At 41.0% G+C, this 16,957-nt stretch carries 15 protein-coding genes; 3 read left to right on the top strand and 12 right to left on the bottom strand.

Features of this window, described 5'->3' with window-relative positions; translation table 11 throughout:
• Positions 1-83: 83 nt before the first annotated feature.
• The 7 genes from porM to sucD form a co-directional block, all read right to left on the bottom strand.
• Positions 84-1,682, bottom strand: coding sequence for a type IX secretion system motor protein PorM/GldM (gene porM, locus G563_RS0126925; protein ID WP_028668066.1), 1,599 nt, complete (start codon positions 1,680-1,682; stop codon positions 84-86).
• Between the two features lie 77 nt (positions 1,683-1,759).
• A complete protein-coding gene (porL, locus tag G563_RS0126920; protein ID WP_028668065.1) occupies positions 1,760-2,566 on the bottom strand; it encodes a type IX secretion system motor protein PorL/GldL in 807 nt (268 codons plus the stop codon).
• Positions 2,567-2,684: 118 nt separating this feature from the next.
• Positions 2,685-3,791 (bottom strand): T9SS ring complex lipoprotein PorK/GldK, encoded by a 1,107-nt coding sequence (gene porK / locus G563_RS0126915; RefSeq protein WP_028668064.1) that lies wholly within the window; start codon positions 3,789-3,791, stop codon positions 2,685-2,687.
• A 254-nt stretch (positions 3,792-4,045) separates the two neighbouring features.
• A complete protein-coding gene (locus G563_RS0126905) occupies positions 4,046-5,017 on the bottom strand; it encodes a PorP/SprF family type IX secretion system membrane protein (protein WP_051211238.1) in 972 nt (323 codons plus the stop codon).
• Between the two features lie 210 nt (positions 5,018-5,227).
• Positions 5,228-6,010 carry a uroporphyrinogen-III synthase gene (locus G563_RS0126900; RefSeq protein ID WP_028668062.1) on the bottom strand — a complete coding sequence of 261 codons (783 nt, stop codon included), beginning with the start codon at positions 6,008-6,010 and terminating at the stop codon, positions 5,228-5,230.
• Between the two features lie 32 nt (positions 6,011-6,042).
• Positions 6,043-7,221, bottom strand: coding sequence for a DUF4271 domain-containing protein (locus G563_RS0126895; RefSeq protein ID WP_051211237.1), 1,179 nt, complete (start codon positions 7,219-7,221; stop codon positions 6,043-6,045).
• 95 nt (positions 7,222-7,316) lie between these two features.
• Entirely contained in the window at positions 7,317-8,192 is an 876-nt protein-coding gene (sucD, locus tag G563_RS0126890; protein ID WP_028668060.1) for a succinate--CoA ligase subunit alpha, read from the bottom strand.
• A 298-nt stretch (positions 8,193-8,490) separates the two neighbouring features.
• Between sucD and G563_RS0126880 the strand changes: the two genes are divergently transcribed.
• Entirely contained in the window at positions 8,491-9,063 is a 573-nt protein-coding gene (locus G563_RS0126880) for a DUF6962 family protein (protein ID WP_037328292.1), read from the top strand.
• A 1-nt stretch (position 9,064) separates the two neighbouring features.
• Here the strand turns inward: G563_RS0126880 and G563_RS0126875 are convergent, their stop codons facing one another.
• The 5 genes from G563_RS0126875 to G563_RS0126855 all read right to left on the bottom strand — a co-directional run bounded on the left by G563_RS0126875 (position 9,065) and on the right by G563_RS0126855 (position 13,635).
• Positions 9,065-10,174 carry a mandelate racemase/muconate lactonizing enzyme family protein gene (locus tag G563_RS0126875; RefSeq protein WP_028668058.1) on the bottom strand — a complete coding sequence of 370 codons (1,110 nt, stop codon included), beginning with the start codon at positions 10,172-10,174 and terminating at the stop codon, positions 9,065-9,067.
• Between the two features lie 37 nt (positions 10,175-10,211).
• Positions 10,212-10,874: a thiamine diphosphokinase gene (locus tag G563_RS0126870; protein ID WP_028668057.1), complete on the bottom strand. Its 663-nt coding sequence runs from the start codon at positions 10,872-10,874 to the stop codon at positions 10,212-10,214.
• A gap of 4 nt (positions 10,875-10,878) precedes the next feature.
• A complete protein-coding gene (locus tag G563_RS0126865; protein WP_157585638.1) occupies positions 10,879-12,015 on the bottom strand; it encodes a hypothetical protein in 1,137 nt (378 codons plus the stop codon).
• A 56-nt stretch (positions 12,016-12,071) separates the two neighbouring features.
• On the bottom strand, positions 12,072-12,803 hold the full coding sequence (locus G563_RS0126860) for a fatty acid desaturase (RefSeq protein ID WP_051211236.1): 732 nt from the start codon (positions 12,801-12,803) through the stop codon (positions 12,072-12,074).
• Between the two features lie 61 nt (positions 12,804-12,864).
• Positions 12,865-13,635 carry a hypothetical protein gene (locus G563_RS0126855; protein WP_037328290.1) on the bottom strand — a complete coding sequence of 257 codons (771 nt, stop codon included), beginning with the start codon at positions 13,633-13,635 and terminating at the stop codon, positions 12,865-12,867.
• Between the two features lie 300 nt (positions 13,636-13,935).
• Between G563_RS0126855 and G563_RS0126850 the strand changes: the two genes are divergently transcribed.
• Positions 13,936-15,882, top strand: coding sequence for a CHAT domain-containing protein (locus G563_RS0126850; RefSeq protein WP_157585636.1), 1,947 nt, complete (start codon positions 13,936-13,938; stop codon positions 15,880-15,882).
• Complete coding sequence (locus G563_RS35995) at positions 15,879-16,898, top strand: AAA family ATPase (RefSeq protein ID WP_051211235.1); 1,020 nt, start codon at positions 15,879-15,881, stop codon at positions 16,896-16,898. The genes G563_RS0126850 and G563_RS35995 overlap by 4 nt, the downstream gene beginning before the upstream one ends.
• The last annotated feature ends 59 nt before the right edge of the window (positions 16,899-16,957 follow it).

Raw genomic sequence — 16,957 nt, 5'->3', positions numbered from 1 at the left:
AGATAAAACATAAAAATCACTAGAAATTCAGAATGATTTGCTCCAATGTATTATTAACGCCAGAACGATTCAATTATTTAGAACTAGTTCAGAATAATTGGTCTCGTGTCAGTCCCAACCCCAGCATCTACTACATCACCTTTAAAGTTACGGCGTTGTACACCCGACACTTCAATCACTAGGCGGTCTCCTGCGGTTGCTTGCTGAGCCAAAGCAGCTATTGAGCCACTAGGTCCTGAAATTACTACTGGATTTCCAACCCGACGGTTACCACGCGCTAAACTTACAGTTACTTGACCTACTCTAAAGTTAGCATCTTCGGGAGAATAGTTCACCAAGCTTTCATCAGCCACAGCTTTTACCATCACACTGCGAGCCATATTAGCAGGTACACCACGTTTATCATCAACTAGAGCTCCATTGATATAATACTCAAGACGAGGGCGTGGTACGCGGTTTACGCGGAATTTTTCTACTCCTAGCAAATTGCCTTGGTTGGTGATATTAAGAGCTACTTCACGGCTACTTGGTACGATGATTACGCTTCCTTTCTTATTACCAGTCATGGTAGAAGCTCCTTCTGCGGTAAATACAGGGTTCCAAAGTGCTCCCAACGCAGGGCTTTGTACACTTAGTACGTTTTTACAACCTAAATACAAAGGCGGCAAAGTACCCGCTTCTATTTGATAGGTAGGTTTAGCTACTTTGTATTCATAGCGCATCGTCACAGTAGTATCACGGCCGCTAGGCGTAGCAAAAGAGATAGTTCCACTCAAAGATTTAGCTGCGAGACCTTCTTTGTCATAAGCCCCACCTTGTGCCGTAAATTCGATAAGTCCTTTTCCGTCTTGTACTCGTAATGGTGCTCCATTTAAGCTCATACGAGGAGTAAGCGAGGTAGAAGAGGCGGCAATAAACATTTCACCTTTGAATTTGGTACCTGCTACTACTACATTCGACTCGGCACTAATCATAGCCAAAATCTTATCAAACTTAATATCTTTAGCTCCCACTTTAGCCGCCAAAGCATCCAATACTTCGGCTTCTAAGCGACGAATTTCCGACTGGCGTTGGCTTAATACAGCCAAGGCCGCAGGTACGGGAGTTTGTTCGAAATTAACAGCAGCAAAGTCCTTATTTCTTTGGTCTTTGTCGCGTTTAGCCAAAGGATCGTCTTTTCCGTCCAAAGCCAAAGGTGCAAAACTAGTACCCGCTAACTTATTCATCTGATCTACAAACCCATTGAGTTTGTTTTTCAATTCATAAGCTTTACCATTTCTGGTTGGTCCAATCATATAGATAGCAACCTTATCTTCTTCGTTAGGATTTTTAACTTTGCCAGTTTCGGGGTCTACTCCTCCACCAGCTTCGTTGGTAATGTGGGTTTTGATTGCATCAATTTCAGAAATCATTCCACTAGTCAGTTTACGTACTTCTTCGGCTTGTTTTACAATTGCCACTTCAAAAGCACGGTTTCCTGACTTTTCAACTTTGTCACGGATGTTGTCAAGTGTCCTTTGATTGATTTTATTAGCGGCATTTGAAGACATTTCCATGCTATTGTTCAATAACTGGAATTTCTCTAACAATGCCGAACTCACTTGCAAGGCTAACATTGCTGTTAGTACCAGATACATCATCCCAATCATCTTCTGACGGGGTGTCTCTTTTCCTCCTGCCATTTTATTTATTTACAGTTCTTAGCGTTTAAGTTTTATTTTCTGGTGTAAGCACAGGCAACGTACTTTACAAATCGATATTAGCCACGCATAGCCGTGAGCATATTGCCATAGATATTGTTCAAAGACGTGATGTTGGTTGTCAACTTCGACATCTCTGCTTTAAACTGTTGTGATTCTTTTGTTGCATCCGCCATATTTTCCATTGCAGTAGTAAGGTTGCCGTAGAAAGCATTCATGGCCTTAAGGTGCTTGGTTGTATCCTGCAATTCTAATTCATATACAGCATTCAACGCACCCATATTTTTTGTAATGTTTTGGAATTGCTCACGATATTGTTGAGCGTCTTTGGTAGCATCTGCCATCGACGACATGGCATTGATGGCTACACCATAAGACTTATTCATTTCATTGATTGCTCCTGAAGCTCCCTTTACACTTTTAGCATATTCGTTAGTTGCTACGGTAGCATCGGTCAAATCCCCAATTTTTGAAACTGTCTCAGTAAGACTTTTGAAACCTTTACCTAGGTTATTGAAAACTTCAGGAGTAATGTTGGCTTCTGCCATCAATTTATCCATATTAGCAGTAAGGCCTGTTCCTTTTCTTTCTTCTTTGCGAGCAACTGGTGCAGGAGCCGCATCATCTAATAATTCAGGGTATACTTTTTCCCAGGCGTATTCGTCTGAAGCAGGGTAGAGAAAACTTTGTATTGCATATAAAACAAAAATAAATGCTTCGGTCAAAAGACCAACTGTCAATATTTCGCCCCCACCCTCAATGTGGGTAATTTTTGCCCAAGCACCGATAATAACGACGGCTGCTCCGAGTGCGTAAGCAGTAGGAACTATTTTACTCCAGAAAACACCTTGCTTTTGTGCTGCCATGATTGAATCAAAAAAAATTAGTTAATAGAATCAGTTATAATTAATTAGGGTCGTACAAAAAGGAGGGTGCTGCCGCTTGGTGGGCAGCACCCTAAAAATTATTTGAATACTTTAAGATTTATCTTTTTTTACCACGAGTAGTTGCAGTCCGACCTGCTAAGTTTTCGACTACGCAGCGGAAACCTATGTAGGAGCGAGTATTGTTTTCATACTCCCAGCTGCGGGTACCTGTTTCGAGGAAGTAGGCTACGTCTTTCCAAGATCCGCCACGTACGATTTTGCGAGGCTCGTCAGGATTGTCATTCATAGGGTTCATATCCCAGTTTACAACAGTGGCATTGTCTGCGAAAGCATCAAGAGTCCATTCTGCTACGTTACCAGCCATATTGTAAAGACCATAATCGTTGGCGTTGTAGGCATTAGCAGGAGCGGTGTATGGGTATCCGTCTGCGTCATAGTTTCCTCTTTGGGGCTTGAAGTTAGCCAAGAAACAACCTTTTCCATTGGCTACGTAAGGGTTACCCCAAGGGTATTTGGCCGATGCCCGACCACCTCTAGCAGCCCATTCCCATTCAGCTTCGGTCGGAAGACGGAATTTAGGAGAGCGGAATTTGCCTTCTTTGGCACGATGATCATTGTAGAGATTAGAACGCCATTCGGAGAAATAACGAGCAGCTTTCCAGCTTACGCCTACCACTGGATAGGTATCAAACGCTGGATGAGAGTAATAATACTCCAGCATAGGGTCGCCATTGTGATAAGTAAAATCTTTTTTCCATACAGTAGTATCTGGATGATACTTCGCCATGATTTCTTCTTCACCTAATACTGACAATGAATCTGTCATCAAGGCATTTACAAACTGGCGATACTCGTTGTTAGTAACCTCCGTATCGTCCATGTAAAACGAAGTGATGGTCACCCGGCGGTTGAAGTTAACTTGAGTGGCGGCCACATCCTCATCGGCTTGTCCCATCATAAAAGAACCCGATGGGATAAGGACCATGCCATAAGGGGTATCTTGCTTGTAGTCTTTTCGACCAGCAGCAATCACCTCCCCGTTACGAACCCCTACCTCTTGTTTGGCTCCTTTTTTTCCACCTTTACCTCCCTTACTGTTTTTGCCAAATTTGTCTTTGACAAACCCGCAACTTTGTAGCATCATCGCTACCATCACAATCCACGTTCCTTTGGTGGCATAGCCGAAAAATACCCTTTTGCTCATGGTTATTCCCGTTAAATTCAAAATTTCAGTATAGAAAACGAAGTTCTATGTGTTTATTGTGTGCTAATTTTAAAATTTATCTTTTTTCCTATGCAGAGACAATTCTTATTCCTCAAAGTTTGGAAAAACTGTTCAAAAGTACTAAAAAAACTGTCATATTTTTATCAAACGGCGTATTGTAATTGATTATCAAAAATTTTGCCAAAAATTCTTTGTACAAAAAAAACTTTTGATTGGCGTAAAATTTCAGCAAATCAATAACGGAATCTTGGGGTTCGGACAGGCGTACGCTTGCCTTTGGTCAAGGCTGGCAAAGCATAAGATAGCATTACTTCATAAGAGGCAGGTGCTTTTATATCTTTGGTACGCCCTAGCAAATCAACAGCCGCTCCTATACGCAATGACCTATCGCTGAGCAAGTTGATTCCAGCGATGATGTTATAAGAATCTTGGAGCCGATACGTAACTCCCCCAAAAATCCATTCATCCCAAGTTGCCATCACGCCTCCTTCTACCGACAAGGTATTGCTACTAAAAGCTACGGGAGATTTCAGAAATGCAATAGGTTGAATCTCAAGCCCATATAATGGCTCCCATCGGTATCCTGCCATTATATAGGCACTAGGCGCTAAAGTGCTGTTGGAAGCATCTCCACCCAAACTAAATTTGGGTTGATTGATATGACTCACACTCGCACTCACAAAAAATGTAGTGGCATCATAATGTACACCTAGCGAAATATCTGGCTGGGTTTGACCAATACGCCCTACTGGAATAAGCGGATCTCCCGGCTCTCTCGGGATAAGTTTACTAAAATCTATATAGCGATTTTGGAGTCCAACACGTGCTCCTATCGCAAGTAAATTGTCGTTGATATTGACCCGATAGGCATATGAAAGTTGTACTTCTTGGCTCCCCGTAGCCCCGATTCGATCATTTACATAATGAATTCCTACCGCACTTTTCATGAAATTAAGTGGTACACTCCCTGAAAAAATCAATGTATTAGGCGCTCCTCCATCTCCTGAAGTAGTCTGATAACCTTGCCATTGCATCCTATTCAAGAGCTGAAAGCGAGTAGTGCCGTCTGCTCCTGCGGTAGCTGGATTCCAGTACAATTGGTTAAACATAAACATTGTAAACTGACCATCTTGCTGGGCGTAGAGATTAGGGATTTGGCTCAAATAACCAATAATAAGAAAAAGGAGAAGTCGAGGGTATTTCATATGTATCAATGCTATTTTCAATACAAACGACAATAAGCGAAAAAAATTTGATAATAAAAAAGGGTTGAAATCTCAACCCTTATCTAAACGCATAAAATGATTTAAATGTTGCAAAATGGTTTACAAACCACCTTAGTATTTTCTTTAATAAACAACTGCACCATTCAACTACTTCTTCTTGTTAAGAAATTATCTCATTGTCTTAGACGACTAGAGATTATTTGCTTTTTTGATATAAATCTCCAAAGCACCTGTCATAGATGGAGCATTTGGCATAGGAGCTTCGATATCCAAAATAAGCCCTGCGTCCGTTACGGCTTTGGCAGTAGTAGGACCAAAAGCGGCTATGCGCGTTTTGTTTTGTTTGAAATCAGGGAAATTATGAAACAAAGACGTAATACCTGAAGGGCTAAAAAAGCAAATAATGTCGTAAAAGACTTCTGTTAAATCAGACAAATCAGACGATACTGTTTCATACATTACGGCTTCTGTAAGATGTAAATCATAGTTTCCCATAAATTCGGGAATATCATTACGTCTCTTGTCAGAACATGGAAACAAAAACTTTTCGTTTTTGTGCTTCTTAATCAAATCTAACAAATCAGCGGCTGTTTTTTGGCCAGCAAAAATCTTACGTTTTCTAATTTGAATGTATTTTTGGAGATAATTAGCGGTTTGCTCAGTTACACAAAAATACTTCATCTCAGCTGGCATTTCGAGCTTGGCTTCTTTACAGATACGAAAGAAATGATCTACGGCATTGCGACTTGTAAAAATAATCGCGGTATGCTCCATAATGTTGATCCGCTGCTTACGAAAATCTTTGTAAGCAATACCCTGAATCTCGATAAAAGGGCGGAAGTCAATTTTGAGATTGTATCTACTTGCCAACTCAAAATAAGGGGACTTTTCGTCTGTGGGGCGAGCTTGGCTCACCAAAATGCTCGCTACTTTATTCAATCGGTCTTGTTGCATCAAAATCGTTTCGCTCATATCTGAAATTTGAGGGGAAAGCCACCAACTACCTAAAGGGCATACCTAACCCCGATGATGAGGGGGATAAATTCGACGATGCAAAGGTACGAAATTATATATAAATTTTTCACTGTTATGCTGCTCGTAATTGTAAAGAAGATTAAAATTGTTCTTAAAACATAGAAAACCACGCCTGGTATAATAAGCATCGTACGCAAAAGAGTAGACCACTCTAACACATAAAAAGAAGCCACTGAGACCACCAACAAAATGATACCATAAAACCAAAGCGACGACTGTACTACCTTGAAATAATGGAGATTAGCTATGCCTTCTAGCCGATACAAGGTACCTAAAATGTATAATCCTAGGTATTTTACAATCATCATCACAAAACACAATATGGCTATTTTGAAAAAAGTAAACCAATGATCTAGCGGTGACTGACCGCCTACTAAAAGCTCTTTAGAAGAAAATAAATTATATTGTTTGTCCTGCGCAAACAGATACAAATAAGCCACTTCTAAGCTCAACAATACCAAAAACAGGATATTGACACGGCTAAAAGGCTTGTTGATTAAAAATGACTCATCCCTGACGTCCACCTGCAATAAATCTCCGATGCTGTACATCTTTTCAAAAGCCCTTGGGTACCCATTAAACAGAAAAGCCATAAAGCCCAATAAGAGTAGCATTGCCAGTATAAAAAAGTTGGACATTTCGGCTTCTTCTCTTGGTTTAAGATTCAAAAATGATTCTTCTTCGATCGTAATCAACTTTTCGATAGCGGCTTTTTGATGCCCAATAAACACCGTTTTTCCAAGCTGTCCAGGAGTGCCATAAATGGTAATCATCAACTGTGGACGCTTATAAATCTTGTATAAGCTGTCGATTCTCATCACTCTCCATTGGCCCGCTTTTAGATTATCTTGTAAGGCGCCGTTGAAAAACAAGTAGTTGTCGTTTTCGACGTAGATAAGCAGATTATAATGAAGATTACTTTCTAAATCTATGATGGTATTTACCGACAATTGGGTGTTGTGCTGCTCTGCTACATAAGGTACAAATTCTTTTTCTCTTTGGTCATACACAATCCAATCTTGCGACAAATCCTTTACCAAAAAGTATTGTTTGTTTGGCCCAACCTCAGCCCAAAGAGGTGCTGCATAGCAAAACAACCACAGTAATGCAGCGTATTTAAAACTACGAAGAGTTTTGTTCTTTGTCATGCCGAGAAATCCTTTTTCAACCTTCTATATAAAAGCACAGGCAGCTTGGAAACCCAAACTGCCTGCAAATTTAGAAAAGATAATATTCATTTTGCTTAGGCTTTGCCTAATGCTTTCAACATTGTTTCGCCAATCAAAGCAGGTGATTCTACTACGTGAATACCACACTCACGCATGATACGCATCTTAGCAGCAGCTGTATCATCAGCTCCGCCAATAATCGCTCCTGCGTGACCCATACGACGACCTTTTGGAGCTGTCTGCCCTGCGATAAACCCTACTACAGGTTTGGTACCATTTTCTTTTACCCAACGAGCGGCATCAGCTTCCATGCTTCCACCGATTTCGCCAATCATCACGATGGCTTCTGTCTCGGGGTCATTCATAAGAAGTTCTACGGCTTCTTTGGTAGTAGTACCAATGATAGGGTCACCTCCAATTCCGATAGCAGTAGTTTGTCCAAGGCCTACTTTCGATAATTGGTCTACAGCTTCGTATGTCAAAGTGCCTGATTTAGATACGATTCCGATAGTTCCTTTCTTGAAAATAAAACCCGGCATAATACCAACTTTACATTCATCAGCAGTCATCACACCTGGGCAGTTGGGGCCTATCAAGCGGCAATCTTTGGTACTAATGTACTCTTTTGCCAACATCATGTCTTTGGTAGGAATACCTTCTGTAATACACACAATCACCTTGATACCGGCATCAGCGGCTTCCATGATAGCATCAGCGGCAAAGGCTGGTGGCACAAAAATAATAGAGACATCCGCAGCAGTCTCGTTTACGGCATCTGCTACAGTATTGAATACTGGACGGTCTAAGTGACTTTGTCCGCCTTTGCCTGGAGTTACACCTCCTACAACATTGGTACCGTACTCAATCATCTGTTGGGCATGAAAAGTACCTTCAGAGCCTGTAAAGCCCTGTACAATTATCTTTGAGTTTTTATTGACTAATACGCTCATTGGTGGTTAGTATAAATTGCGTGGTTCAAGATGATTAACTTTATTTTATTCAAGACAGCAGCCCAAAATTTTCCAGTAAAAGTAGGTCTAAATGAAGAAAGTACAAAAGCTAAAGTCCAAGAAAAATTAAAAAATAACAAAAAACTGTCTCAATTGCCCTCAAAAACGGCGAAATACTGATACCTTGCTAAAGCAATTTTGGGTCATTAATCACCTTCTAAAGATGCGTCTCATGAGTCTAAATTTTCAAATAGGCCTTATCTTATGAAATCCTAACTCTTAACCTATTTTTTAACTGATGGTTCAACTTTCCAATGCTATTTCTGACGCTGTTGTCTCTATCATCTGCATCGTTGTTTTTTTTAAGTTTTTCGCTTATCAGCCTTTTTATAACCGCCTTCTCTGGGGAATATTTCTGGTTACGATTGCCTTGGCGGCGGCGGCGGGCGTATTTCGCTACTTAGGTTTTCAAGAACTTACTCCTACCCATCGCTCTCTTTCGGTACTTGCAGGTAGTGTGGGGCTTAGTGCTGTCGTAGTAGCCATATGGGGCCTTGTCGTGCGCCAGACTATTACACGCCCTGCTTTTATTTTAACAATTGGAGTCGGTCTTTCTCTCTTTGTATTTCTTCTTTATCCTAGTTTTCAGGTATTTGATTCAGTAGTCCAAGCTTTTACGATGTTGCTCGTTATGCTGATTGCAGTTTTTGGCTTGCTCCGAAAATACCAAAAGGCCATTTGGATTGTGATAGGTGTCATGATTTTAGGAATCGCTACCAAAGTAGTTCAAAATCATTTGCCTCTCAATGCTACCGACACCTATCATTATGCGTTAGCAGCTATGATATGGTGTTTTGGCAAAGCCACCTAAACTAGGCTTCTACCACAAAAGATTCCATTCTTTGGAGGAAATCTGCATCAACATCTGCCCCGTGTCCATGCGCATCGGGCAGTATTACTTCATAATGATTTTGATAATAAACTCCTCCTAAAATTGGATTGTGCGCGTGTTCGAATGGAGAATCTAGGTCATAAAAAACTACATTTTGCAATGCTGAAGCAAAGTGAGCATTGGCCGAAATCCCCAACCGTGATTCTGACATGCAGCCAATCATGCATTTGATTCCCGCCGCCTCAGCGATAGCGTTGATTTTGACGGCATTGCGGAGTCCTCCACTTTTGGAGAGTTTGATATTGAAATAATCTACCGCTTCGGCAGTAATAAGTTTGATGGCATCTTGGGGTGAAAACAATGATTCATCAGCGCAGATTGGTACGCGTGCTTGTTGGCGTAGGCGAGCCAAATGTTTATAATCCCAATGTTTGACGGGCTGTTCGCAGTATTCGACATTCCAATCAGCAATCGTATTCAGTACAGTGAGTGCACTTACATAGTCCCATCCTTGATTGGCATCGGTTCGGATGGGTATCTCATGCCCAATCGCCTCTCTAATCGCCGCAATCCGCCGAATATCATCTTTGGCATTTGTTCCCAATTTCACTTTGATTGCTTCAGCTCCTCGCTCTTTGATTTTGACCGCGTCGGCTGCCATTGCTTCGGGGGTAGCAATGTAGATAGTTTCGTCAGTCACAATGCTTCGTTTGCTTCCACCCAACAATTGATACAAGGGCATTTGTGCGTACTTGGCGGCTAGGTCATAAAGTGCCATATCAAAAGCACTTTTAGCGGTAGGGTTGCCCGCCAAATATCTGTCTAAAGAAGCAATGCAACCTTCTAAATCTAAAGGATTTTTGCCAATTAATAATTTTGCAAAATCATACGAAACAGCATAGGCAGAAGCTTGGGTTTCGCCCACAATCATCCAAAATGGAGCTCCCTCTCCTACGCCATAAACCCCATCAGAGGTATGAATTTTCACCAAAATATTACGCGCTTCTTCGATAGTCCCGATAGCAATCGTGACAGGAGCTTGCAAGGGAATATTGAATTTATAGACTTCAATGCGTGTGATAGTAGGCATGTTGATGAATGTAGTTTTTGTGGTTAATATTTATGGGTTAATCCCAACATTCCATGATCAATAAATCGCCCGTTCGGGCCATAATTTTGACAAAACCATCCATTGCGGCCTCGTTGCTATTACCACTACGATAACCCAATTTCAAAAAATCATCTTGAAGATTGTACTTGAGTCCTTCGGTAGTGATGCCCTCCACCAACCCGACCGGTATGAGCGAAATAGGAGTACCTTTTTCGTACCATTTCTCAAAAGTATCGACCAAAGGAAAAATCTTAGAATAATCATCCAACATCACTATTTTAATCTGGGATTTGTAGCGCACGATATTGGTCATGTTGGTAAGGCTATGGTCAGCTCGACGCCCCGTGGCCCATACAATATTGACCGCCGGGAAGCCTCGTTCAATCAAAAATTCTATTCCCTTTTCTAAATCAGTTTTGTCTTGGTCGGGAGCCTCCACAATCTCCAAAGGATATTGGCTAGCTTGAAGTTCTTCCAAATCAATATCTCTATCAAAATCTCCTAACAAAGCATCGACTTTGATACCTAACTCCAGCACGCGATGAATAGCGTGATCAAGTACCAACACAAACGGCGACCACTCTAATAGCTGCCCCAAAAGCTCAAAACTACAGCCTTCTCCGTTGGCAATGAGCAGAGCAGGTTCTTGTTTTTCGCGGACAATGTGATGAGATGACATTTTGTTAATAGCTTTTAGGTATCGCATGAACGACCGACAACACAAAGAAAACGACAAAATACCATTTGGTTTGCTCAAATATTGCTTTTTGTGATGAAACCCATCCCAATCCTGCCACCACCGACAACGCAGAAAATGGCACTAATCGCCTGAAATACAAGCTCTCAATAGATTCATCCGTAAGATAAATGATGATTGTAAAAAACAAATAAGCGAAGGCTATTTCTAGTACTATTTTTCCAGAGAAATGCTTCTTAGGTTTGTCTTTTTCAATAAAAAACAACTTCCAAAGCACAACTCCCACGAGTGCAAGTTGAGCCAAAACCACCCCATAAATCACCCATTTGAGCGGCGAGTTTGAGACAATAGTTTTCAAATCCCAATCTCTCAAAGCAAAAAACAAAACCTCTTCACCCACTCCACTAAGCCCTCTAACAATTCGAGATAAAAAAGCTTCTTCGGGCCAAAAACCATGCCCTCCCGTAAAAGTGTGTGTATGATAAAAATTATAACTGAGATAAATCCCAATAAACAATGAATAGAAAAGAACAACGCGCCATTTTTTGTACCAAATCAACGGAATAAACAAAAAGACGGCAGCATAGCGCACCAAAAAAGCTCCTATCAGCCAAACCATCCACTCTAACTCGTGCGCGGATATTTGGATTTGATTTTTTTTTTCAAACGAAAATGCAAATCCCAATACAAAAAAGATAAACAATGCCTCTGACCAAGTGTTGGTGTATAATTGTATGAAAGAAGAACTCATCAATCCTAACCCCACAAACCAGGCTTTATCCGAAAACCTTCTGTATATCAACCAAAAGCAACCTCCTACAGCTGCGAGGTTCACGCATTTTGAAGCTATTTCGAGCGGAAAAGTGGTAAGCCAAGATACTCCGGCAATACAACAAGCGTATCCTACGGGCCATATAGCGCAGAAAGTTTCTTTACCCTCAAAATCAATCACATAACCCTTGCCTTTCAGCAGATTGTGGGCCGCTTGCAGATAGTATTGCGAATCGGGCGTTATGAAATAAGAAGCATTTGCTCTTAATTTGAGCCAAACCACACCTACAATTACTAAAAATTGTAAAACCAAAAGTGAAGGCGTGAGAAGTCGGGGAGGATGTTGCATCATAGGCCCAAGATTAGACTCCAAAGATAGAGCAAACTTCCCAATTTGGCCCCTTAGTACTATCCCTGCATGGCCTGTTCTACTTTTTCACGAGCCTTGGGAAGTTGCCACCACGGCAGATATGGATACGCATGGTGCTCCAAATGATACCCAAAAAAATAACAACTCAAAAATGCCTTTAGGTGATTGAGTGATTGGCTGCGGGCATTGAGAGGCGGATTTTGGTGTTCTCCTCTGTGGGGCAAATAAGTCCCAAAATAAAACAATTGAAAGGTACTCAACACGGCGGGAATCATCCAAAACACAACAAGGTTTTCCCACGGAAACCATAGTTTGAGGATATTGTACGTAATCGCCATCAACACAATCTGTCCAATCGAGATGTACTCTTTGGCAAACGCCACAAACCACAGAAAAAAATGGGGATGCCCGTCATGATAATCGGGGTCATCAGCTGTAGCAGCGTGCTTATGATGCAAATGATGCTTCGATGAAAGTGTTTTAAAATTGTTGAAAGCAAACAATGAAGCACTTACAAAACCAATCCAATAATTCAGAGACTTATAACGAGGCGACACTACGCCATGAATAGCATCGTGCGCTGTGATAAACACCCCCGTATAAAGATGCATCTGAACTAGCACAAACAAATATACAAAGGGGTCAGTGAAATGAAGAGGATAGTGGAGTAAAAACCATAAACTTCCTCCCCAACAACCCAACACAATAAAGGCAATCCAGAGACCTCGGTTGCCAATATCGCTAGGTTTGATAACAGGAATCGAATGCATTTCGAAGAGATTTGAGTAAAAAACAGCCCAAAGCTGTTTGCCTTTGTTTTAACACAAATCCCTATCCATTTGTTTCTACATCTACGCTGTTTAGCTCTTCTGGGTCAAAGTCCTGCACTTCCAATACTCCGTCCATTTCTTCAGTAAGGCTTTTGGTCGAAAGGCCAGGTTTTCCAAAAAGCGGATGCCTGATGCCCATGACTCGGTACAAAGGCATAATGCCGTTTTTGGCCAGAATTTTAAAGCTACTTCCTTGCTCTCTTACTACATGTAGCCCAAGTGAAGCGTCGGTTAGTTTCAAATGAGAGGTTCCTACATTGGCTTCTGCTTTTAAATCAATCTGATTGTTGCTGCTATTTGAGATAATAATAGTGGCCGATTCGGCTTCAATAAGCTGCACTACTATCAGCCAATCTTTGGGCCATTCGTCTTTTCGGTATTTTTCAATGATTGCTTTTTCGATTTCGGCCATGTTGATGATTTGGTGGGTCAGGGTTTTATCGGCCTGAAACACCACTGCCTCATTATTCTTGAAATCAATCGTAACACCCGCGTCCGCATCTGTAAGTGCACTGCCCGCTAGAGGCGCTTGTCCGGCCAATTTAAAATTGATTGATACCGAATCATAGGAAGTATAATCCCAAAACCCTTCGGTCTCATCTTCAACTACTTCTGGGATGATACCTTCTTTTTCGAGATTGGTAAAAATCGTAAAAACACCTCTTTCTAATTTGCCAATCGCTCCCACAAACAACGGTCGATTGGGCTCCCAAGTAGCGCGGTAGCCCGTCTGCTTGGCCATATGTTTAAGATAGAATTGATGAATATTCATAACGAAATCTGTTAAATTTTTTGGAATAGAAAGGTAATATTTTATTCCATAAATAACAACACAAGGATTCCGTAGCAACGTTGCAGTGCAACGTTGCTACCACATTGGCTGTCCAAAACGTTGTAAATGTAAGGCGTTGCAGCAATAAGACGTTGCAGTAATAAGACATTGCAACAAATAAGACGTTGCAGTGCAACGTCTCTACGTGGGGTATTTTCAATATGTCATGAAAAATTGGTAACTTGTTGATTCATTAAAAACAAAATTGAACAGCCTTTTACAAATGAAGAATCCATCTCAATGATGCCCAGTATTATTATCATAGGTCATGCCAATATAGCCTCCGCGCCCTTGCCTCAAGTGGGCGAAGAAATCGATTCCATTCAAAATGCCCTTAACAAAGCCCGCCAAAAAGGCTATGCCGATTGGCGTGAAGTTTCCGACTTTTCGTTCAAAAAACTAGCCTCCGAATTCAACGATGCCTACATCTCATCCCAAATCAGGATGATACACTATATTGGGCATTCAAATAAAGAAGCTATCATCAGCCAACAAAATGGCGTACCCACTTTGCTCGAAAAAGAGGATTTGGTAGCTTACCTCAAAAATCAAAAAAACCTTAAAATCATTTTCCTAAACAGCTGTTATTCAGGCGAAATAGCCAAAGAGCTTAGCAATGCAGGCGTGCCTATTGTAGTAGGTACTACCGATAAAGTCGGCGACCATGACGCTTCGCTGATTGCCGCTAAGTTTTATGAAACCCTCGGCGGACAAGCAGGCAAAACCCTACTCGCAGCTTTTGAAGAAACCAGTATTTTTTTCAAAACCAATCCTGCTTTACTTTCCAAACAGTATCATTTTCGGGGATTAAAGTCCCCTCCTCATGCTCAAAATCAAGAGTTTGCGTGGGAGATATACCATGAAAACGCCACTGAAGAAGTTCAAAAGTGGTGCTTGCTACCTCCCAAAAAATATATTTTGAGCGAAGCCAGCGACGATAGCCGTAAAAAGGTTTTTTGCTTGTATGGCCGTCAAATCAAAGAGTATTACAAACCTCTACAATTACATGGAAGCGCTCAGTTGGATGTGATTACCAATGGAGTTTGGGATATAAATGAAAATGAAACTCCCTCTTTTGAAGATTTTTTGGCAGAATGGAATGCTGCCAACTTTATACTGCACTTCCTAGACGGAAATTATGGTGAATTGAGATCATATATCCAATTTGCTAATGAAAAGAACCTCCTATCCAACAAACAACACATCTTCGTAAAAATAGATGACACTTATGAACTAGCCAAAACATTGATTTCGTCTATTTTTGACGAGAATCGTACATTCCCTTCTAGCAAAGGAATAGGAAACTGGCTTAAAACCCTGAAAGCCATCGAAAACACCCTTTCAGCCAATCCAATGGACCTTTTCCAAAAGGTATTTTGTGTGGAGCTTCCTTTATTTTTAGAACTTCAAATCAATGAAAATACACTCGTAAGCGACTTAGAAAGCCTAGATTTTGAACAAGAAAAGAAGAATTTTATAGCAGGAAAACCTAAATTGTTTTTTACCCTTATTGAAGGCAGTATCGACTGTGCTCAAACTTTGCTGGTCAAGACTATCAAAAAAAGAATGGGTGTAGCTTCAAACGTTAAAATAGAATCCATAAAAGTAGCAGGCAATCAAAGCATTAGCAACGAACTACAACTCATAGGTTCGCTTTACTCCATGCTTTTAAAAAAATTTCCTAGTAATTTTCAAACTATGGCATCTGAATGTGCTCAAGCTATTTTAGACAGAAAAGAACCTTTTATCCTAGTTTTTGATAATATAGACCTTATTTCTGCAAATCTATACCAAAGCGCTATTTTGAATCAATTTTGGGCAGAAATTACCCAACTTTACCAGCAACGCAGCCGCAATAATGGCTACCAATTGCAATATCCTATCATGATTTTTGTCCTTAATTATGACACACATCTTTTGAGTTTGCCTCTAACCACTGACGACGAAGCTATTCAAATTGAAAAGATATCGCCTATTACCCCACTTTCTGAGTCTGAATTCAACCAATGGTATGGACAGAAAGAAATGACTTATAAAAAAATCACACCAGAATTTGAGCTTAATATAAAAAACAACAAAACACAGATTGTCAATGCCCGCCGCAAAACGGCCATGATTAAAATTTGTGAATCGATTAGTCCAAAATTCGTACGAATTATTGAAGATCAAGTCTTAAAACTCTCATGATACTCTCCAACTCTAAACTCACCTACCAAGGTGAAAAACTCAACGAAACCATCAAACTACGCTACAAACTGCCAAGTAATGATGAAATAGAAGAGAAAATCGCGGAAAAAAGCCAAAAAGACGACAAAATCGAGGAGGTGATTCCGGCGTATTTTCCGAGTAAGGAGCTAGTGGCTGCCGTCGAATACGCCCGCTTGCTAGGTCGCCCTTTACTTTTGATGGGCGAGCCGGGTTCGGGCAAAACGCGCCTAGCACAGGCTTTGGCGTACGAAATGTACGGACGACAGTATCGGCGGTATTATTTTGAGTGGTTTATCAAATCTACCACCAAAGTCACCGAAGGACTTTATCAATTTGACCACTTGGCGCGCCTACGCGAAGCTAATATTCCTAGAGGAGATGATTTGGCAGAAAATGAAGACCTCAAAAAATACCGCAGATTTGGTCCATTGGGCAAGGCTTTTTTGTACTCTACCCCCCAAGCTCCCGCCGTATTGCTTATCGATGAAATCGACAAAGCCGACCTTGATTTTCCTAACGACTTGTTGCTTGAACTAGACCAGAAGCGCTTTTTTATTCCCGAAACCAACGAAGAAATCAAAGCCAAGCAATCGCCCATTATCATCATCACAAGCAACGACGAAAAAGACCTTCCTAGCGCTTTTTTGCGCCGTTGCGTATTTCATTATATCGATTTTCCGAGTCCCGATGATTTGTTTAAGATTGTCGCCGCTAAGGCAAAAGCGCAAGAAAAACTCTTTGAAATAGCTCTTCCTGAGCCACTTATCGAAAGTATCATCGTACAATTTGGGGAACTACGCCAAAAAATGTCGAGCATCCAAACGACCGATAAACTTCCCTCCACGAGTGAGCTGTTGGATTGGCTACGTGTGATTCACTATTATTATTTGACCGACAAACCACGCCTTCAACTCAATGATAAAGAAGAACTTACGAATATTCTTTTTCCAGAAGTGCTTTTCAAAACTTTAGACGATTATAAATCCAACCGTTAGTTTCGGGCTACCTATACGAGAAGTTTCTTCTTTATTTTGCGTACCCCAAAGGCAGGGGG

It is taken from the genome of Runella zeae DSM 19591, assembly GCF_000423565.1.
Taxonomy (GTDB): Bacteria; Bacteroidota; Bacteroidia; order Cytophagales; family Spirosomataceae; genus Runella; species Runella zeae.
Note: the sequence above shows the minus strand (reverse complement) of the source record. Positions and strands in the feature narration are given on the sequence as shown.